Origin of the sequence: Agromyces agglutinans (assembly GCF_009647605.1) — a bacterium.
Lineage (GTDB): Bacteria > Actinomycetota > Actinomycetes > Actinomycetales > Microbacteriaceae > Agromyces > Agromyces agglutinans.
This window is the reverse complement of sequence record NZ_WJIF01000003.1, coordinates 485,696-504,692: the sequence shown is the minus strand read 5'-3', so window position 1 is coordinate 504,692 and position 18,997 is coordinate 485,696. Positions and strand designations below refer to the sequence as shown.

The following is an 18,997-nucleotide window of genomic DNA, read 5'->3' as shown; positions in this document are numbered from 1 at the left end:
GCCGGGCGCCTCAGCCCATGCCGTCGAGGATGGCCGTCAGCTGTTCGAACGTCGTGCGCGGGTTCAGGATCGCGAAGCGCGTGTTGGGTCGCCCGTCGTGCGAGCTCGGCACGACGAAGGCCCGCTGCTCGTCGAGCAGGTGCGCCGACCAGGCGTCGTAGTCGGCCTTGGCCCAGCCGTCGCGCTCGAAGACGACGATGCCCAGTTGCGGCTCGCGCACGAGCGTGAAGCCGTCGCGGCGGCGGATCTCGTCGGCGATCCGCCGGGCGAGCTCGATCGCGGCCGTGATGGCGTCGCGGTACGCCGCCGCGCCGTAGCTCGCGAGCGAGAACCAGAACGGGAGGCCGCGCGCTCGCCGCGTGAGATGCGCCGCATAGTCGGAGGGGCTCCAGTCGGCCGTCTCGGTGAGCGTGTCGAGGTACTCGGCGTGCTGCGTGTGCGCACGCCGGCCCGCCTCGGGGTCGCGGTAGATGAGTGCGCACGCGTCGAACGGCGCGAACAGCCACTTGTGCGGGTCGACGATGACCGAGTCGGCGTCTTCGACGCCCGCGAACCGGTCGCGCGCGAGCGGCGAGAGCATGGCAGCGAGCCCGTACGCGCCGTCGACGTGCAGCCAGAAGTCGTACTCGGCCTTCAACGCCGCGATCGAGGCGAGGTCGTCGACGATGCCGAAGTTGGTCGAGCCGCCGGTGGCGACGACCGCGAAGACGGATGCCCCGTGCTCGTCGAGTGCGGCGCGCACGGCGTCGCCGCGCAGCGTGCCGTCCTCGCCCGGGCGCACGGCGACGATCTCGATGTCCATGACGCGGGCGGCCGATGCGATCGACGAGTGGGCCTCGGCGCTGCAGACGACCTTCCACCGGGGCGGCTGGTCGACTCCTGCGAGGCCCGCGCGCACCCGCGCGGCCTCGCGCGCTGCGACGAGTGCGGAGAGGTTGCCGAGCGTGCCGCCCTGCACGAACACACCGCCCGCCCCGTCGGGGAGCCCGAACTCGTTCGCGAGCCAGGCGAGCACCTCGTTCTCGGCGTGCACGGCGCCGGCGCCCTCGAGCCACGACCCGCCGTAGAGTGCGCTCGCCGACACGACGAGGTCGAACGCGGTCGCGGCCTTCGTCGGCGCGGTCGGGATGAACGAGAGGTACCCGGGGTGATCGGTCGTGATGCAGGCCGGGGCCAGTACGTGCTCGAAGATCGACAGCGCACGCTCGGAGCCGATGCCGCGCTCGTCGATCGTGCGGCCCGCGAGCCGGGTGAGCTCGGCGGGCGACGCCGGCTTGTCGAGGGGCGTGTCGCTCGAGAGGATGCGACGGCGAGAGTAGTCGAGCACGAGGTCGACCAGCCGTTGGTTCTCGGCGGTGACGTCGTGCATGCGCGCGGGGGTCGGGGTGATCGGTCGGTCGGCGGCCACGGGGGCATCCTCTCATCGCTGGTCGTTCGCAGAGCAGGGTGACACGATCGGAGAGTGCGCGCAAAATCCACGCGCGGAACCTGCGTCATGCGCAATCGATCATGCAATCCGCACGCCGTGATGCACCTGAATGGATGCCTCAGGCCGATCTCGCGCATCACCGGTCAAGCTCGGTGCACGCCCTGATCCGGCGGCTCGCCGGTTCGTCGAGCATGAGGAAGACTCAGGAGAGCGGGGTGCGCGATGCCGATCAGGGTGGGCGGAGTCGAGCTGTACGTCGGACCGTCATCGGTCGGCGGACCCGATGACCTCGACCTCGCGATCCGCGAGTTCATCGGCGCGGCCGAGCACTCGCTCGCGATCGCCGTCCAGGAGATCGACTCGCGCCCCATCGCCGAGGCGATCATCGCGGCCCGGCAGCGCAAGGTGCGGGTGCGGGTCATCCTCGAGGGCGACTACCTGACCGAGGAGAAGGCGATCGCCGACCCGTGGCTCGGTGCCGGAGCGCACGACGAGAACCGCGTGATCCAGGGCGCACTGCTGAAGGCGAGGGTCGACGTCGTCAGCGACCTGAACCCGAAGATCTTCCACCAGAAGTTCATCGTGCGCGATGCGGGCAAGCCCGGCGCTGCCGTGCTCACGGGCTCGACGAACTTCACCCGCACCGACACCGGCACGAACGCGACCTCGGGCGCCGGATCGGGCCAGAACCTGAACCACGTCGTGGTGCTGCACGGCCAGCGCGCGGCCGCCCAGTACCTGCGCGAGTTCGAGCGGATGCGCTCGGGCACGTTCGGCGCCCTGCGCGACCGCGTCGAGCCGAGGCCCGCCGAGTTCGGCCTGCCGAAGCTGCGCGTGAAGCCGCTGTTCGCGCCGCGCCACGGCCCCGAGATGGAGATCATGAAGCAGATGCTGAAGTCGAGGCACCGCATCGACTTCGCGATGTTCACGTTCGCGCAGTCCTCGGGCATCGACGACACGATGATCCGCCTGCGGCCCTCACTCGGAAGCATCCGCGGCGTGCTCGACCGCGACCAGGGCGCGGCGACCTGGGCGGCGACCGCCGGGCTCGGCGACGGCGACGTCGACCTGTTCTCGAATCGCCGCGGCAGCGGCGTGCGCAAGCTCCACCACAAGCTCATGGTCATCGACGAGCGGCTCACGATCGTGGGCAGCTTCAACTACACCGCGCCCGCGAACACGCTGAACGACGAGAACATCGTCGTGCTCGGCGACCTCGAGGAGACGGATGCCGCCGCCGAGGACGCGCAGCGCGAACTCGCCGCCTACGCGCTCGCCGAGATCGACCGGATCATCGCCGACCTCGCGGTCCCGGTTCCAGCCGGGTGAGTTCGTCGTACACGACGGCCGGCTCGCGCTCGGGCCGCACGGTGCGGAATCCAGTGAGCTTGTGGCTGCCGTCGCAGAAGGGCCGGATCGCCGACGCGCCGCAGCGGCAGAGCGCGACGGTGCGCCGATGCGGGTCGAGCAGCTCGCCGCGCTCGTCGCGGATCTCGACGTCGCCGCGCACGATGAGCGGGCCGTTCGGGCACGCGACGACCGACGGGGCGCCGGCGCCGGCGCCGGTCATGGCCGCGCCTCGTCGAGCGGCTTCCGCAGGGCCGAGCCGCCGGCTTCGAACGCGGCGCGCACGCTCGCCCAGAGCCGGCCGTCGACCGTCAGGCACGCGGACGCCCCGAACAGGATGTCGTCCGCGAGGTCGGGTTCGTCGTCGGCGAGGGCGCCGGCCAGGTCGCGTGCGGCCAGCTGCTCGTGCACCGCGTCGGCCTCGACGTGCTCGTCGAAGTAGTCGGCGGCTTCGTCGCCGAGTCCCAGCCGGCGGAAGCCGTTCGCGTACGCGCGGCACGGGATCGAGCTCGTCATCTCGTACGCGGCGAGGTGCCCTGCGATCGCGCCGCGGAGGCGCCGCTGCAGGCCGAGCAGCGACATCAGGTTCATCGACGCGTAGACGAGCGCCGGCACGTGGTCGGCGTACGCGCCGTACCGGTCGTCGAGGTCGAGTTCGCGCATCGTCTTCGCGAAGATCTCGGCGTGCAGGCGCTCGGGCCGGCCGCCGCCGTACTCGTCGGCCTGGATCTCGACGAGCGCCGACTTCGCCCGGCCGTGCAGGCGCGGGATGGCCCAGCTGTGCGGATCGGCCTCCTTCAGCGTGTAGATCGAGCGGTGCACCATGACCTCGCGCACCTGCTCGGCCGTGGCATCCGTCTCGACCCAGCTCGACAGGCCGGGGCCGTCGTCGGCGGCCTCGACGAGCGCGAACAGCGCCTCGGGCACGTCGCGCGTCGCGTGCGGCTGCGGGATGAGCGCGCGCAGCGCGGCCTCGTAGCCGCGTTCGAGCTCGCGCCGGAAGGCGAGCACCTCGGGCTCCCACTCGAGCGCGTCGTCGACGCCGTCGAGGCCGCCGTAGTGCAGCTCGTACAGCAGGAACAGCGCGAGCTGCACGTCGTCGTCGTCGAGCAGGTCGGCCGAGCGGCGCACCGCCGCGGCCGCGACGGCCGGGTCGAGGGCGGATGCCACGTCGCCCCGCAGGCGCTCGATCACGAGCCCGCTCACCTCGCCCCGCGGTTCGGGCAGGCGCATCGGCCATCGCTCGCCCGTGCGGACCGGGACCGGTGCCGAGATCGTCATCGGATGCCTCCTCGCGTGGCTGTGGCTCAACCGTAGGAAGCGGGGGCCGCGCGGGCACAGGGGTTGACCCCGCGAAGCGGCCGGTGTTACCTGCTGGGACGAGCCGGGACGGCGCGTGGTCGGGCAGCGCGATCGGGCGCGCGGGGCGCGCTGTCAGCCGCCGGGTGCACACTGGAGCGGTGATCGCCGAGCACGCCCTCGAGTGGCGGCCGAGGCATCCGACCGACCTGCTGCAGACGGTCGGCAGCCTCCGCCGCGGTCCCGGCGACCCGGCGTTCCTGGTCGATGCGGGCGCCGTCTGGCGCACGACGCGCACCGCAACGGGTCCGGCGACCATCCGGCTCACCCAGCTCGCACCCGACGTGCTGCGCGCCCAGGCGTGGGGAGCGGGGGCCGCGCTCGCCGTCGCCCAGGCGCCCGAACTCTGCGGCGACCGCGACGACCCGGCGCCGTTCGACCCGCTCATCGACCCGCTCCGCGACGCGCACCGGCGCAACCCCGGCCTGCGCATCCCGCGCACGGCCGCCGTCTTCGAGGCGCTCGTGCCCGCCATACTCGAGCAGAAGGTCATCACGCTGCAGGCGCACGCGTCGTGGCGATGGCTGCTGCAGCGGTACGGCACGGACGCCCCGGGCCCGGTGCCGCGGCCCATGAAGGTCGTGCCGACGCCCGCCGAATGGGCGCGCATCCCGTCATGGGAGTGGCATCGGGCGGGCGTCGACCCGCGCCGGTCCCGCACGATCGTGGAGGCCGCCCGCTTCGCCGATCGCATCGACGAGGCATCCGCCCTGTCACCCGAGCAGGCGGCGGCGCGACTGACGCTCTTCCCGGGCATCGGGGCGTGGACCGCCGCCGAGGTCGCCCAGCGCGCGCTCGGCGACGCCGACGCGGTGTCGGTCGGCGACTACCACCTGGCGAAGCAGGTCGGCCACGCGCTCGCCGGCCGCGACATGACCGACGACGAGATGCTCGCCGCGCTCGAACCGTGGGCGGGCCAGCGGTACCGGGTCGTCCGGTTGCTGGGCAGCGCGGGCGGGCTGCGCCGGCCCCGACGCGGCCCGAAGCTGCCGTTCGTCGACCACCGCGCGCGCTGAGGGCCGCGGGCCGCGCCGGTCGCTCCGCCGCCCTGCTTCAGGCGCCCAGGATCGCGTCGAGCGACGGGTGCAGGTGGCGGGTCGTCAGCACGGATGCCGCGTGCCGGGCGCCGGCGCGAAGGGCGTCGTCGAGCCCCGAGCCGGTGAGACCAGCGCCCGAAAGCACGGCGTCGAGCACGCCCGACATGAAGGCGTCGCCCGCGCCGTTGGTATCGAGCACCTCGACCGGCTCGGCCGCGACCGTGTGGCGGGTCATGCCGCCGTCGACCGCGATCGCGCCGTCGGCGCCGAGGGTGCACACCGCGAGCGAGGCGCCGCCGCGGATGCACCGCTCGAGGAACGGCCACGGATCGCCGATGCGGTCGGCGTTCATGAAGACGACGTCGGCGGCGTCGAGGAAGGGGCGGTGGAAGGCCGACTCCCCGTCGTAGTCGTGTACGTCTGTCCAGATGGGGCGGTTCGCGGCCCGCGCGAGCGGGATGCGTCGCGCCGCGCGCGGCGAGAGGTCGAGCACGATCGCCTCGGCGGCCGACATCGCGGCGAGGGTGGCCTCGTCGGTACCGGCCTCGTCGGTACCGGTCTCGCCGGCCGGCTCGGCCGCCGGGTCGTCAGTCGGTGTCGACAGGTAGAGCGAGACCCGCTCGCCCGCTCGGGTCATCAGGTTGAGGTGGCGCTCGGTGCGGTCGGCGACGGGCCCGGTCAGGGCGATGCCCGCGGCCTCGAGTGCGCCCCTCACGCGCCGGCCGTCGGCGTCGTCGCCGATGAGGGCCTCGAGCGCGATCTCGCGGCCGAGCCCGGCGAGCCCGAGGGCCTTGCCCGCCGAGGTGCCGCCGAGCGTCTCCCACTCGTCGAGGGCGAACTGCATGTGCGGCACGGGCTCGGGGAGCCGGTCGAGCACGACGAGCCGGTTCCACGCGGCCGGGCCGATGATGTAAACGCTTGCAGGCATGCTCGCGATCGTAGCGGGATGGGCGCTCGCGGCGCCAGAACGCACCCGAGCGGGACGCGCGAGGGGCGGGCGCCGCACGGCGCCCGCCCCTCGGATCGGCGTGGATCAGGCGTCGAAGCGCGAGCCGGCCGGGTCGGTGTCGAGCGCCAGCAGCACGAGCAGGATGAGGCTGCCCACCGCGGGGATGAAGCTCAGGAAGAAGAACCCACCCGAGCGGTTCGTGTCGTGCAGGCGGCGCCAGATGACGGCCAGGCTCGGCACGAGCACCGCGAGCAGCCAGACGCCGAGGATCGCGTAGCCGATGAAGAAGCCCGGGCCGGGAACGGCCGTGCCGGTCGCCGGGTCGATCGTCGCCCCGGCGAGGCTGATCGGGACCAGGATGATCGACAGCACGAACACGACGAGCGCGTTGACGAGGAACCACCACCAGTACTCGCTGCGGCTCGCGCGGCCCGAGAACGTGGCGTACTTCTTGAAGAATCGCGTGACGGCCTGGCCGATGGTCGCGCCGTAGAGCGGCTGCGAGAGCGGAACGTCGCCCGTCGAGGCGGCGTACGACTGGGGCGGCGGGGGAACGGTGCTCATGATGCTCCTCGTGAGTGATCGCTGCTCCGCGGATCGCGGACGGCCCATCGTGGCATGCGCCGTCCCCGGCGCGGAAGACCTGCGAGGCACTGCGTCGCTTCGCTACGCTGGCGGGCGGCGCACGCTGACCCACGTCCAAGGAAGGACCCCGGATGCCCCGCTTCGACCTCTCGCCCGCTGAGCTGCGCGAGTACCGCCCCGAGGTCGCCGAGCCGGCCGACTTCGACGCGTTCTGGGCGCGTACGCTCGCCGAGTCGCGCGCGGTCGGGCAGGCACCGGAGTTGACCCGGGTCGAATCGCCGCTGGCGCTCGTCGACGTGTACGACCTCGCGTTCAGCGGGTTCGCGGGCGACGTCGTGCGGGCGTGGGCCGTGGTTCCCGCCGGCACGACCGAGCCGCTGCCGACCGTCGTGGAGTTCAACGGGTACAACGGCGGGCGCGGCCTGCCGCACGAGCGGCTCGCGTGGGCGGCGTCGGGCTACGCGTGGGTGTTCATGGACACGCGCGGCCAGGGCAGCGGGTGGGGCACCGGTGGTTCGACGCCCGACCCGCACGGCACGGGTCCCTCGGTGGCCGGGTTCATGACCCGGGGCATCCTCGACCCCGAGCAGTACTACTACCGCCGCGTCTTCACCGACGCGGCCCTCCTCGTCGACGCCGTGCGCGAGCTCGAGTTCGTCGACGCGGCCCGCGTCGCCGTGACCGGCACGAGCCAGGGCGGCGGCATCGCCTTCGCCGCCGCCGGCCTCAGCGAGGGGCTGGTCGCCGTGATGCCGGATGTCCCGTTCCTGTGCCACTTCGAGCGTGCGGTCGGCCTCACCGACCGCGACCCGTACCACGAGGTCGAACGCTACCTCGCCGTGCACCGCGGCGACGCGGAGCAGGTGTTCCGCACCCTGTCGTACTTCGACGGCGTCAACCACGCCCGACGCGCAACGGCGCCCGCGCTCGTCTCGGTCGCACTCATGGATCCCGTCTGCCCGCCCTCGACGGTCTATGCGGCGGCGAACCACTACGGCGGCGAGGCATCCGTCGTCGAGTACGCGTTCAACGAGCACGAGGGCGGGCAGGGCGTGCACTGGGAGCGCCAGGCCGCCTGGCTCGCCGACCTCGTCTAGGCCGCTATCGCGCCTCGAGGTGCAGGACGAAGGCCTGCTCGGGCCACAGCGTGGGCAACTGCAGGCCCACCTCGGCGAGCACCGCACCCGGCAGCTCGAGCTCGCCGGCGGCGAACCACCCGGGGGTGATCCAGCCGTGGGCGGCGGCGCCGATCTCGTCGCGCACGCGAACGCGATACGTGCGATCGGGGTCGAGGCCGGGCAGCCGCAGGCGTTCGGCCCGCGCGTCCTCGAGGCTCGCGACCGTGGCGACCACGAACACCGCCGCGTCGGATGCCACGTAACCCGTGACCCGCCACGCGGGGTCGCGCAGGTCGGGGTGCACGACCCGGCCGTGGTGCGTGATCGGGCGCAGCTCGCGGTACAGCGCGGTGAAGCGCGAGATCGCCGCGAGCTCGTCCTCGTCGCAGCCGAGGATGTCCCATTCGAGCCCGGCGGAGCCCATGAGGCTCGTCGCCATGCGGTAGGACAGCGCCGTGGTGCGGCCCGAGCTGTGCGAGGTCGCCGGTCCGACGTGCGCGCCCACGAGCTCGGGCGGCAGGAGCAGGCCCGTCCAGCGCTGCACGTCCTGTCGCTCGACCGGATCGTTGGAGTCGCTCGCCCACACCCGGTCGGTGTGCTCGAGGATGCCGAGGTCGGTGCGGGCTCCGCCGGAGGAGCACGACTCGATCTCGAGCGACGGATGCCGGCGCCGGAGCTCGTCCATCAGCCGGTAGGTCGCGAGCGTCTGCCCGTGCACCCCCGGGCGGCCGTCGTGCACGCTCTCGACGAGGTCGCGGTTGTGATCCCACTTGATGAAGTCGATGCCGAGGTCGGCGACGAGCGCGTCGACCTGCCCCAGCACGTGGTCGAAGGCGGCGGGGTTCGCGAGGTCGAGCACGAACTGGGTGCGCCAGCTGAGCCGCGGGTCGTGGTCGAGGTGCCCGGCATCGTGGAGGAGCCAGTCGGGGTGCGCGCGCGCCACGTCGGAGTCGCGGCTCACCATCTCGGGCTCGAACCACAGCCCGAACTGCATGCCGAGCTCGTGCACGCGGGCGGCGAGCGGACCGAGCCCTTCGGGCCACACGGCGCGGTCGACGACCCAGTCGCCGAGCGAGGTCGTGTCGTCGCGACGCCCGAGGAACCAGCCGTCGTCGAGCACGAACCGCTCGACGCCGACCGCCGCCGCCTGCTCGGCCAGCGCGAGCACGCGCGCTGGGTCGTGATCGAAGTAGACCGCCTCCCACGTGTTGAGCACGAACGGCCGGGGCGTCGTCGGGTGGTGCGGCCGGCTCCGCAGCAGGGTGTGGAATCCGTCGGCCACGCCGTCGAGCCCGGCGCGCGAATGCGCGAACAGCACGCGCGGCGCGGCGTAGGCGTCGCCGGGGGCGAGCACCACCTCGCCGGGCCGCAGCAGCTCGCCGCCGCCGATCAGGGTCGCCTGGTCGGTCACGCGGTCGACCCGGTACGAGGCATCCGACGACCAGGCGACGTGTGCCGCCCAGACGCGGCCGTCGCCCCACCGCGGCGCCGCCTCGAGGGCGGCGAACAGCGTCGGCGCGTCGTGCCCGGGCCGGCCGCGGCGCGACTGCCGCACGGTCGAGCCGGCGGGCATGTCCGTGGTGACGGGCCGCTTCTCGCGGGTCCAGCGGCCGTCGAAGCTCAGCAGGCGGTCGGTGGTCGAGGGCACGGGCAGCGTCGCCTCGAGCCAGTCGACCTCGATGGCGGGTGCCGCGTCGCCGGCGGTCTCGCCGCCGGCTGTGTCGTCGCGGCGAAGCCGCTGGTCGACGGCGACGACGCCGCCCGCCTCGATCGACAGTTCGAATTCGAGCACCAGGTCGGATGCCTCGTCGCGCGCGACGACCTCGAATCGCGTGGCCGTCGCGCTCGAGTGCTGCACCGCCCAGCGGGGATGGTGCAGGACGCCGCCGACCCGGACCTGGAGGCCCGGCCGGCCGCTCCACCCGTCGCCCTCGAGCGGCGAGAGCGAGAGCTGCCAGGCGGCGTCGAGCGTTCCGGGTGCGGCCTGCCGATCGACCGCGGCGACGATCGCCGCCGCGCTCGCGTCCGCGGCCGCGGACGTCGATCCGTCGTCGTCGCCGATGCGGCGGCCGAGCGCCGCGCCCCAATGCAGCACGCGCGGCAGACCGGGCGCCGAGGCGTCGATCAGCACGGCCACGCCGTCGGACTCGAGGTGGACGAGGTCGCTCACTGGGCTCCTTCCGCCGGCGGTCGTTCGCCGGTGCCGCGTTCGACCAGCCAGGTCGGCAGTTCGATCTGCTTGGTGAATCCGGCCGGTTCGCCGATGCGCTCGAGCGCGAGCCGGGCGGCCTGGCGGCCGAGAGCGACCGGATCGTACGAGATGACGCTCACGCCGAGCACGTCGGCGGTGTCGAAGTCGTCGAACCCGATGAGCGCGATGGCGTCGGCGTCGCCCCGCGCGCGGAACGCCCTGAGGGCCCCGATGGTCATGCGGTTGTTGCCCGTGATGATCGCGGTCGGTGCGTCGTCGCGCGCGAACAGATCGGCGACCAACTGCTCGGGCGCCGCGCTGCGGTCGTCGACGAGCCGCTCCCAGCGATGGGTGTCGTGGATGCCGGCGGCCGCCATCGCGTCGCGGTACCCGCGCACGCGCTCGGCCTGCGTGTAGACGGCGGCCGGGTTGCAGGCGTACGCGATCCGGCGGTGCCCGAGCGCGAGCAGCCGTGAGGTGGCCTCGAACGCGCCGCGGTGGTTCTCGAGCACGAGCGCGTCGGCCACGAGGTTGCGGGCCGGGCGGTCGATGGCGATCACGGGAGTGCCGAGATGACGCTCGCCCTCGAGGTAGGACTGGTCGTCGGCCACGGGGATGAGCAGGAGCGCGCCGATGCGCTGGGCGAGGAGGGCGTCCGCCACGCGTTCTTCGCCATCGGGGGTGTCGTCGGTGGTCGCGACGAGCAGGGCGTGCCCGTTTCGCGCCAGTTCCTGCTCGATGCCGGCCGCGACCTTGTAGTAGAAGGGGTTGCCGAGCTCGCCCATGATGAACCCGATCGTGTTCGTCGACCCACCGCGGCGGAGGTTGCGGGCGAGCGAGTTCGGGCGGAACCGCAGGCGCTTCGCCGCGGTGAGCACCCGTTCGACGGTCGCGGGGGAGACGAGCTCACGGTCGGCGAACACCCGTGACACGGTCTTCGAACTGACCCCGGCCAGACGAGCCACGTCGTCGAGCGTGGCTCGTTGCTGTTGCCCCGACATGCTCGGCCCCTTCGTCGATGCCGCGAGCCTAGCAACGCGATGCGGCCGGTGTCCAACGTCGGACATTCACGAGACATTCGCGGACAGGTTGCGACATCCAGTGCTTGAGAAATCCCGGTTGAAACGCAGATTCGTATCGATTCGAGATTCTCGATGCCGATCGGACAGCGTTGTCATCATCATTGCGGAGAGCGCTCTCGTGCCCCTAATCTGGCGACGCGTTCGCATCCTGAGGCGGGCGGCGTTCAAGGGTGAACTGACAAGGAGTACACACATGGCAAAGAAGGCAGTGGCGGGTTTCGCGCTCCTCGCCGTCGCCGGACTCGCGCTCAGCGGGTGCTCGGCTGGCGGCGCTGACGACGCGTCGAACACGATCGACGGTGAGGTGAAGGGCGACATCACGGTCGTCACCTGGCGCACCGACCTCGTCGAGGACGGCACGTTCGACGAGTACGAGAAGGAGTTCCAGAAGCTCCACCCCGACGTGAACATCGAGTTCGAGGGCATCACCGACTACGAGGGCGAGATGAAGACGCGCCTCTCGAGCACGAACTACGGCGACGTCATCGGCATCCCCACGATGCAGCCCAGCCAGTTCGAGCAGTTCCTCGAGCCGCTCGGCGAGACCGCCGACTTCGAGGACACCTACCGGTTCCTCACCACGCACACCTACGAGGGCACCCAGTACGGCCTCGCCATCGGCGGCAACGCGCAGGGCGTGCTCTACAACAAGCGCGTCTTCGAGGAGGCCGGCGTCACCGAGCTGCCGACGAGCGAGGCCGAATGGCTCGCCGCGCTGCAGAAGGTCAAGGACAACACCGACGCGATCCCGCTCTACACGAACTACAAGGACGGCTGGCCGCTCTCGCAGTCGTTCAGCAACCTCGGCTCCATCACGAACAACCCCGACGCGGGCATCGACATGGCCGAGGACCCGGCGCCCTGGACCGAGGGCAGCGACATCTACGCCATCGACTCGCTGCTGTACGAGTCGGTCGCCGCAGGCCTCACCGAAGAGGACCCGCTGACCACCAACTGGGAGCAGTCCAAGGTCGACATCGCTACGGGCAAGATCGGCGCGATGACGCTCGGCTCGTGGGCGATCTCGCAGATGCAGGCCGCCGCTGAAGACAACGGCGCCTCCGCCGACGACATTGGCTACATGGCGTTCCCGTCGAACCTCGACGGCACCCAGTACTCGCTCATCGGCGGCGACTACAACCTCGGCGTGAGCAAGCACTCCACGTCGAAGGCCGCCGCGTGGGCGTGGATCCAGTGGCTCATCGAGGACTCCGGGTTCACCGAGACGCAGGGCATGATCTCGACCGTCACCGAGAAGCCGCTGCCCGACAACCTCTCGGGCTTCACCGAGAACGGCGTCGAGCTGTTCGAGGTCAATCCGGCACCCGCCGGCAAGGAGAGCCTGCTCAGCGACGTCTCGAACGACTCGCAGATCGACCTGTGGGGCCAGCTCTACCGCCAGAAGATGGTCGACATCGCGCGCGGCGCCGCCGAGGGCGACAAGGACAGCTACTTCGCCGAACTCAACGAGCGCTGGGGCGCCTCGGTCGAGAAGCTCGCCGGCTGACGCCGGAAGCATCCGGGACGATCATGACGAACACGGCAGTCGATACCGCTCCGGCGGACACACGCGCCGCCGTCACCGTGCCGGCAGCAGGTCGCCGGTTCCGCGGGGCACCCCGCGGAGCCGGCGACCGGGCGGCCGGCGGGGTGGCGCGCCGGCCCATCATGCGGCACCTCACCCCTTGGCTCTTCGTGGCCGGGGCGGTGGGACTGCTGCTCCTGTTCACCTACTGGCCGGCCGTCAACCTGGTGTACTACAGCCTCACCGACTGGGACGGGCTCGACCTCACCAAGACCTTCATCGGGTTCGACAACTACGTCGAGGTGTTCACCAACCCGCGCATCTTCAGCGTCTTCGGCGTGAGCCTCTACTACTTCGCGGCGTCGTTCGTGCAGATGGCGATCGCGCTGTATTTCGCGGCGCTGCTGAGCTTCAGCACGCGGTTCGCGAACTTCTTCAAGGGCGTGCTGTTCTTCCCCTACCTGATCAACGGCGTCGCCATCGGCTTCGTCTTCCTCTACCTCTTCCAGCCCGGCGGCACGCTCGACACGGTGCTCGGCTGGTTCGGCATGAGCGACCCGCCGCACTGGCTGGGCGACCCCGACATCGTCAACACGTCGCTCGCGGCGACCTCGGTGTGGCGGTACACGGGCCTGAACTTCGTGCTGTTCCTCGGCGCGATCCAGTCGATCCCGCACGACATCTACGAGGCGGCCGAACTCGACGGCGCGAACCGCTGGCAGCAGTTCTGGGCGATCATCTTCCCCGGCATCCGCCGGGTGGTCGGCCTCTCGTTCATCCTGGCGATCGCGGGCAGCCTCAGCGTCTTCGAGGTGCCGTTCATCATGACGGGCGGCGCGAACGGCTCGAGCACGTTCGTCATCGAGACGATCTCGACCGCATTCAACTTCCGCAACGTCGGACTCGCGTCGGCCATGGCGGTGGTGCTCCTCGTCATCGTCCTGATCGTCACGTGGATCCAGCGCAAGGTGTTCCCCGACGAGAAGGTGGACCTGACATGAGCACCCTGACCGCGCGCGACCGCCGTTCCGGCCTCACACCGGGCGCCCGGATCCGCGGGCTCAGCGCGACGACCGCCAAGTACCTCAGCCTCGGCATCGCCGTGCTGGTGACGCTGCTGCCGCTGTCGGTGGTGCTCATCGCGAGCCTCAAGACGAGCCAGGAGTACGGGCAGACGGGGCCGTTCGACCCGCCGTCGAACTGGCTGAACTTCGAGAACTTCGTGACGGCGTTCACGAGCGGCGAGATGCTCGAGGGCTTCTTCAACACCCTCGTGGTGCTCGTGATCTCGCTGATCGGCACGATCCTGCTCGGCACGATGTGCGCGTACGCGCTCGACCGGTTCGCGTTCCGCGGCAAGAAGTTGATCTTCGGGCTCTTCCTCGTCGCGACGCTGATCCCGAGCGTGACGAGCCAGGTCGCGACGTTCCAGCTCGTCAACGGGCTCGGGCTCTACGACACGAAGGCCGCGCTGATCCTGCTCTTCATGGGCACCGACATCATCGCCATCTACCTCTTCATCCAGTTCATGCAGGCGATCCCGCTCTCGCTCGACGAGGCCGCGATGATCGACGGCGCGAACCGGTGGACGATCTACTGGCGCATCATCCTGCCGCTGCTGAAGCCCGCGATCGCGACCGTCGTGATCATCAAGGGCATCGCGGTCTACAACGAGTTCTACATGCCCTTCCTCTACCTGCCGTCCGAGGGGCTCATCTCCACGTCGCTGTTCCGGTTCAAGGGACCGTTCGGCGCGCAGTGGGAGGTCATCGCGGCCGGCACCATCCTCGTCATCGTCCCCACGATCATCGCCTTCGTCCTGCTGCAACGCTGGATCTACAAGGGCCTGACCTCCGGAGCCGTGAAGTGACCCTGCCCCTCTCCCGCCGCGACCTTCACGACGGCTGGCGCCTGCGCGCCGCCGCCGGGCCGGTGCCCGCCGCCCTCGCCGACGCGCTATCGGGCGACGCGACCGGCGCCGCCGTGCCCGCGACCGTGCCCGGCTGCGTGCACACCGACCTGCTCGCGGCCGACCTCATCCCCGACCCGTACCTCGACGACCACGAGTCGCTGCTCGCCTGGATCGGCCAGGTCGACTGGACCTACGAGACGACGTTCGACTGGCGGCCCGACGGGCACGAGCGGCACGACCTCGTCTTCGACGGGCTCGACACGGTCGCGACGGTGCGGCTCAACGGCCGCGTCGTGCTCGAGGCGGCGAACCAGCACCGCTCGTACCGGGTCGACGTGCGCGACGTGCTGGCCGAGGGCGAGAACACGCTCGAGGTCGCGTTCCGGTCGCCCGTTCGGTACGCGAACGCCCAGAGCCTCGAGTTCGGCGCGCGCCCGCGGCCGTATCCGCTGCCGTACGAGGCGATCCGCAAGTCGGCGTGCAACTTCGGCTGGGACTGGGGCATCGCGACCTACACGAGCGGCATCTGGCGGCCCGTGCGGCTCGAGTCGTGGTCGACGGCGCGCCTCGCCGAGGCGCGCGTGGTCGCGACGCCCGACGGCGACGGCGGCACGATCGACGTGGACGTGACCATCGAATGGGCGACGGATGCCGCTTCGGCGGGTGCCGGCGCGACGGATGCCGTGGCGAGGGCTCCGTTCGTGAGCGTCGCGGTGGCCGGGCCCGGGCTCGGTGACGGCCCGCTGCCGTCGGCGATGGACGACGTCGAGGGCGACCGCGCGCGCGTGACGCTCGCGCTGCCGAAGGCCGAGCGCTGGTGGCCGGTCGGCCACGGCGGCCAGCCGAGGTACGTCGTCGACGTCCGGCTGCACGGCGACGGCCCGCACACGCTCGACGCGACGCACCGCGTCGTCGGCTTCCGCACCGTGCGCTGGGACACCGAGCCCGATGCCGAGGGCACGCCGTTCACGCTCGTCGTGAACGACCGGCCGATCTTCGTGAAGGGCGTCAACTGGATTCCCGACGACGCGCTGCCCGTGCGTGTCGACCGCGCCCGCTACGAACGCCGGCTGCGCCAGGCCGTCGCCGCGAACCTCAACCTCGTGCGCGTGTGGGGCGGCGGCATCTACGAGTCGGAGGACTTCTACGACCTCTGCGACGAGCTCGGCCTGCTGACGTGGCAGGACTTCCTCTTCGCGTGCGCCGCGTACCCCGAGGAGGAGCCGCTGCGCAGCGAGGTCGAGGCCGAGGCGCGCGAGCAGATCGTGCGCCTGGCATCGCACCCGTCGCTCGTGCTGCTCACCGGCAACAACGAGAACCTCTGGGGCTACGAGGACTGGGGCTGGAAGCAGTACCTGGATGGCAAGACCTGGGGAGCGTACTACTACCACGACCTGTTCCCGCGGCTCGTGGCCGAGCTGGCCACGCACGTGCCGTACTCGCCGGGCAGCCCGTTCAGCCCGAACGGCGAGCACCCGAACGCCGAACCCCACGGCACGATGCACCTCTGGGAGCAGTGGAACCGGCAGGACTGGCTGACCTACCACGATCACCGGCCGCGGTTCGTCGCCGAGTTCGGCTGGCAGGGCCCGCCGGCGTGGTCGACGCTCGTGCGGTCGGTGTCGGATGACCCGCTGACGCCCGAGTCGCCCGGCATGATCGTGCACCAGAAGGCCATGGAGGGCAACGTCAAGCTCACCAACGGGCTGCTGCCGCACTTCCGCGTGCCCGCCGACATGGAGACCTGGCACTGGGCGATGCAGCTCAACCAGGCGAACGCGGTGCGCTTCGCGCTCGAGCACTTCCGCTCGTGGGCGCCGCACACGATGGGCGCCGTCGTCTGGCAGCTCAACGACTGCTGGCCGGTCACGTCGTGGGCCGCGATCGACGGCGACGAGCGGCTGAAGCCGCTGTGGCACGGTATCCGCGCGGCGTTCGCGCCGCGGGTCGTGAGCGTGCAACCGCGCGACGGCGGGCTGGCCGCCGTCATCGGCAACGACACGGATGCGCCGTGGCCGGGCGAGCTCGTCGTGCGGCGGCTCTCCTTCGACGGCGCGGTGCTCGCCGAGCGGTCGGTGCCGTTCGAGGTCGAGCCGTACGGCAACGCCACCGTCGCGATCGCGGCCGACATCGCGACGCCGGGGGATGCCTCGGCCGAACTCGTGACGGCGACGGTTGCGGCGAGCGGCGAGCGGGGCCTCTGGTTCTTCGCGGAGCCGCGCGACTCCCGGCTCGAGTCCGCCCGGTTGTCGGTCGAGACCGCCCCCGCCGACGGCGGCACCGCGGTGCTCGTCACGGCGGGGAACCTCGTGAGGGACCTCTGTCTACTTGTAGACAAGTTGCGGGTAGACAAGTTGCTCGATCCGGCGGTGGGTAGTGGGGAATCGGGTGGACTTGTCGACAAGTCGACCGCGGTGGGTGAGGCGTACACCGAGGACGGGCTCGTCACCCTGCTGCCGGGTGAGACGGCGCGGTTCCTCGTACGGCACGGCGGCGATGCCGGAACGCTCGACGCGGCGGCGCTCGCCGACCAGCGCGTGCTGCGCTCGGCCAACCAGTTGGTGGCCGGATGAGCGCGCGAGCTGCGGGCGACGCCCAGGCGGCGCTCGCCCCCTACCTCGCGGGCATGACCTGGGGCTGGACCGGCGTGCACGGCACGTGGGCCGTGCCCGAGGCATCCGAATCGATGCGTCTGATGGCCGAGCACGGCGTGAACTGGACCGCGCTCGCGTACTCGGCCGGGCAGGAGACCGCGCAGTCGACCGAGGTGCTCTTCGGCGGGGCGCCGGGGCTCGTCGACGACGAGATCGTCTGGGGCATCCGCGAGGCGAAGGCCCTCGGCTTGAAGGTCTGCCTGAAGCCGGTCGTGAACGTGATCGACGGCACGTGGCGGGCCCACATCGGGTTCTTCGATCACGATGTGCCCGGCGAGCCGACGTGGGGCGAGTGGTTCGCGTCGTACGGCGAGTTCATCCTGCACGCCGCTCGCATCGCCGAGGCCGAGGGGTGCGAGATGCTCTGCATCGGCTGCGAGATGGTGCGCGCCGACGCCCGCGAGGTCGAATGGCGCGCGCTCATCGCGGCCGTGCGCGAGGTGTACTCGGGCCTCGTCACCTACAACTGCGACAAGTACCAGGAGGACCGCGTCACCTGGTGGGACGCGGTCGACGTGGTCACCTCGAGCGGGTACTACCCGATCGACCGGTGGGAGGCAGAGCTCGACCGCATCGAGCGCGCGGTCGAGGCATCCGGCAAGCCCTTCCTCTTCATGGAGGCGGGCTGCCCGTCGCGCGCGGGCTCGCCCGCCCGCCCGAACGACTGGACCCTGCCCGGCGCACCCTCGGGCGAAGCGCAGCTGCGCTACTACGAGGCGATGTTCCGGGCGTGCGACGCGCGCCCGTGGGTACGCGGCTTCATGCTGTGGGACTGGCCGCCGCGCCTCTACGCCGAGGCGGATGCCGCGGCGAACGACGACTACTGCCCGTACGGCAAGCCCGCGGGGGCGTTCCTGCGCGAGGTGTACCGCGCGAGAGGCAGCGCATGAGCACAGTGCTCGCGATCGACGCGGGGCAGACCGGCATCAAGGTGCGGCACGTCGGCGAGGGGGTCCACGACGAGTGGGCCGCCCCCGGCATCCGCACCGACCTGCCGCTGCTGCCGCAGCTGGTCGCCGTGCTCGGTGCGACCGCGGCCGGCGGGCGGCGGGCCGAGGCGGTCGGTGTCGGGGTGTCGGGACTCACCGACCGCGACGCCGACGCCCCGGCCCTGCTCGACGCCGCGCGGGCGCTCGGCGCGCGGTCGGTCACGCTCGCGCACGACTCGGTCACGGCGTACCTCGGCGCGCTCGGCGACGAGCGCGGCGTGGTCGTCGCCGCCGGCACCGGGGTCGTGACGCTCGCCGTCGGCGCGCGCGACGTCGCCCGGGTCGACGGCTGGGGCAACCTCATCGGCGACGCCGGCAGCGGATACTGGATCGGGCGGGCGGCCCTCGAGGCGGTAATGCGTGCCCACGACGGTCGGGGGCCGCGCACGGCGCTGACGGGTGTCGTCTCCGAGGAGTTCCCCGACCTCGAGCTCGCGTACATCGAACTGCAGGCCGCGCCCGACCGGGTGCAGCGCATCGCCGCGTACGCGCGCGCGGTCTCGGAGCTCGCCGGCGACGACCGGGTCGCCGCATCGATCGTTCGCCGCGCCGGTCGCGAGCTCGCGCGCTCGGCCGTGACGGGTCTGCGCCGCGTGGGCGAGGACCTCGCCACCGAGCCGCAGGTGCGGGCGGTCGGCGGCGTCTTCCGCTCGGCGCACGTCACGCGGGAGTTCGAAGCGGCGATCCACCAGGTCTTCCCGGGCGCGCACCTGCACGTCGGCACGTCCGACCCGCTCGACGGCGCGGCGCGGCTGCTCGAGGTGACCGACGCGAGCGCCCTCAGCCGGCGGCTCGTTCGCGCGAGCGCGTGAGCTTCGGC

At 71.8% G+C, this 18,997-nt stretch carries 16 protein-coding genes; 9 read left to right on the top strand and 7 right to left on the bottom strand.

All coding sequences use genetic code 11. The features are described 5' to 3' along the window. Positions 1 to 10: 10 nt before the first annotated feature. On the bottom strand, positions 11 to 1,369 hold the full coding sequence (locus GE115_RS08570) for a pyridoxal phosphate-dependent decarboxylase family protein (protein WP_153684404.1): 1,359 nt from the start codon (positions 1,367 to 1,369) through the stop codon (positions 11 to 13). A gap of 282 nt (positions 1,370 to 1,651) precedes the next feature. Here GE115_RS08570 and GE115_RS08565 point away from each other — a divergent pair, with 282 nt between their 5' ends. After that, positions 1,652 to 2,758: a phospholipase D-like domain-containing protein gene (locus tag GE115_RS08565; RefSeq protein WP_153684323.1), complete on the top strand. Its 1,107-nt coding sequence runs from the start codon at positions 1,652 to 1,654 to the stop codon at positions 2,756 to 2,758. Here GE115_RS08565 and GE115_RS08560 read toward each other — a convergent pair. Then, positions 2,721 to 2,999 carry a CDGSH iron-sulfur domain-containing protein gene (locus tag GE115_RS08560; protein WP_153684322.1) on the bottom strand — a complete coding sequence of 93 codons (279 nt, stop codon included), beginning with the start codon at positions 2,997 to 2,999 and terminating at the stop codon, positions 2,721 to 2,723. The two genes, GE115_RS08565 and GE115_RS08560, sit on opposite strands and share 38 nt — an antisense overlap. Beyond that, on the bottom strand, positions 2,996 to 4,057 hold the full coding sequence (locus GE115_RS08555) for an iron-containing redox enzyme family protein (RefSeq protein WP_246190627.1): 1,062 nt from the start codon (positions 4,055 to 4,057) through the stop codon (positions 2,996 to 2,998). Before GE115_RS08555 ends, GE115_RS08560 begins: the two co-directional genes overlap by 4 nt. A gap of 179 nt (positions 4,058 to 4,236) precedes the next feature. Between GE115_RS08555 and GE115_RS08550 the strand changes: the two genes are divergently transcribed. Beyond that, positions 4,237 to 5,151, top strand: a complete 915-nt coding sequence (locus GE115_RS08550; protein ID WP_312855030.1) for a DNA-3-methyladenine glycosylase family protein — start codon at positions 4,237 to 4,239, stop codon at positions 5,149 to 5,151. Between the two features lie 37 nt (positions 5,152 to 5,188). Here GE115_RS08550 and GE115_RS08545 read toward each other — a convergent pair whose 3' ends face one another. Then, complete coding sequence (locus GE115_RS08545) at positions 5,189 to 6,100, bottom strand: carbohydrate kinase family protein (protein ID WP_153684321.1); 912 nt, start codon at positions 6,098 to 6,100, stop codon at positions 5,189 to 5,191. Between the two features lie 105 nt (positions 6,101 to 6,205). Further along, positions 6,206 to 6,685, bottom strand: a complete 480-nt coding sequence (locus GE115_RS08540; RefSeq protein WP_153684320.1) for a DUF805 domain-containing protein — start codon at positions 6,683 to 6,685, stop codon at positions 6,206 to 6,208. Between the two features lie 152 nt (positions 6,686 to 6,837). Here GE115_RS08540 and GE115_RS08535 point away from each other — a divergent pair, with 152 nt between their 5' ends. After that, entirely contained in the window at positions 6,838 to 7,803 is a 966-nt protein-coding gene (locus GE115_RS08535; protein WP_153684319.1) for an acetylxylan esterase, read from the top strand. A gap of 4 nt (positions 7,804 to 7,807) precedes the next feature. Here GE115_RS08535 and GE115_RS08530 read toward each other — a convergent pair whose 3' ends face one another. Together GE115_RS08530 and GE115_RS08525 are read right to left on the bottom strand one after the other, a co-directional pair. Then, positions 7,808 to 9,994 carry an alpha-galactosidase gene (locus GE115_RS08530; protein WP_312855029.1) on the bottom strand — a complete coding sequence of 729 codons (2,187 nt, stop codon included), beginning with the start codon at positions 9,992 to 9,994 and terminating at the stop codon, positions 7,808 to 7,810. Next, positions 9,991 to 11,016 carry a LacI family DNA-binding transcriptional regulator gene (locus GE115_RS08525; RefSeq protein WP_153684317.1) on the bottom strand — a complete coding sequence of 342 codons (1,026 nt, stop codon included), beginning with the start codon at positions 11,014 to 11,016 and terminating at the stop codon, positions 9,991 to 9,993. Before GE115_RS08525 ends, GE115_RS08530 begins: the two co-directional genes overlap by 4 nt. 274 nt (positions 11,017 to 11,290) lie before the next feature. Between GE115_RS08525 and GE115_RS08520 the strand changes: the two genes are divergently transcribed. Genes GE115_RS08520 through GE115_RS08495 form a run of 6 tightly spaced genes read left to right on the top strand, consistent with a single transcriptional unit; the run spans position 11,291 to position 18,989 of the window. Next, positions 11,291 to 12,604 carry an ABC transporter substrate-binding protein gene (locus tag GE115_RS08520; protein WP_153684316.1) on the top strand — a complete coding sequence of 438 codons (1,314 nt, stop codon included), beginning with the start codon at positions 11,291 to 11,293 and terminating at the stop codon, positions 12,602 to 12,604. 23 nt (positions 12,605 to 12,627) lie between these two features. Beyond that, entirely contained in the window at positions 12,628 to 13,623 is a 996-nt protein-coding gene (locus GE115_RS08515; RefSeq protein WP_153684315.1) for a carbohydrate ABC transporter permease, read from the top strand. Continuing rightward, positions 13,620 to 14,492 carry a carbohydrate ABC transporter permease gene (locus GE115_RS08510; protein WP_153684314.1) on the top strand — a complete coding sequence of 291 codons (873 nt, stop codon included), beginning with the start codon at positions 13,620 to 13,622 and terminating at the stop codon, positions 14,490 to 14,492. Before GE115_RS08515 ends, GE115_RS08510 begins: the two co-directional genes overlap by 4 nt. Then, positions 14,489 to 17,107, top strand: coding sequence for a glycoside hydrolase family 2 protein (locus GE115_RS08505; RefSeq protein WP_312855028.1), 2,619 nt, complete (start codon positions 14,489 to 14,491; stop codon positions 17,105 to 17,107). Before GE115_RS08510 ends, GE115_RS08505 begins: the two co-directional genes overlap by 4 nt. Next, positions 17,104 to 18,078: a glycoside hydrolase family 113 gene (locus GE115_RS08500; RefSeq protein ID WP_246190626.1), complete on the top strand. Its 975-nt coding sequence runs from the start codon at positions 17,104 to 17,106 to the stop codon at positions 18,076 to 18,078. The genes GE115_RS08505 and GE115_RS08500 overlap by 4 nt, the downstream gene beginning before the upstream one ends. Beyond that, positions 18,075 to 18,989, top strand: a complete 915-nt coding sequence (locus tag GE115_RS08495; RefSeq protein WP_153684313.1) for a BadF/BadG/BcrA/BcrD ATPase family protein — start codon at positions 18,075 to 18,077, stop codon at positions 18,987 to 18,989. The genes GE115_RS08500 and GE115_RS08495 overlap by 4 nt, the downstream gene beginning before the upstream one ends. The last annotated feature ends 8 nt before the right edge of the window (positions 18,990 to 18,997 follow it).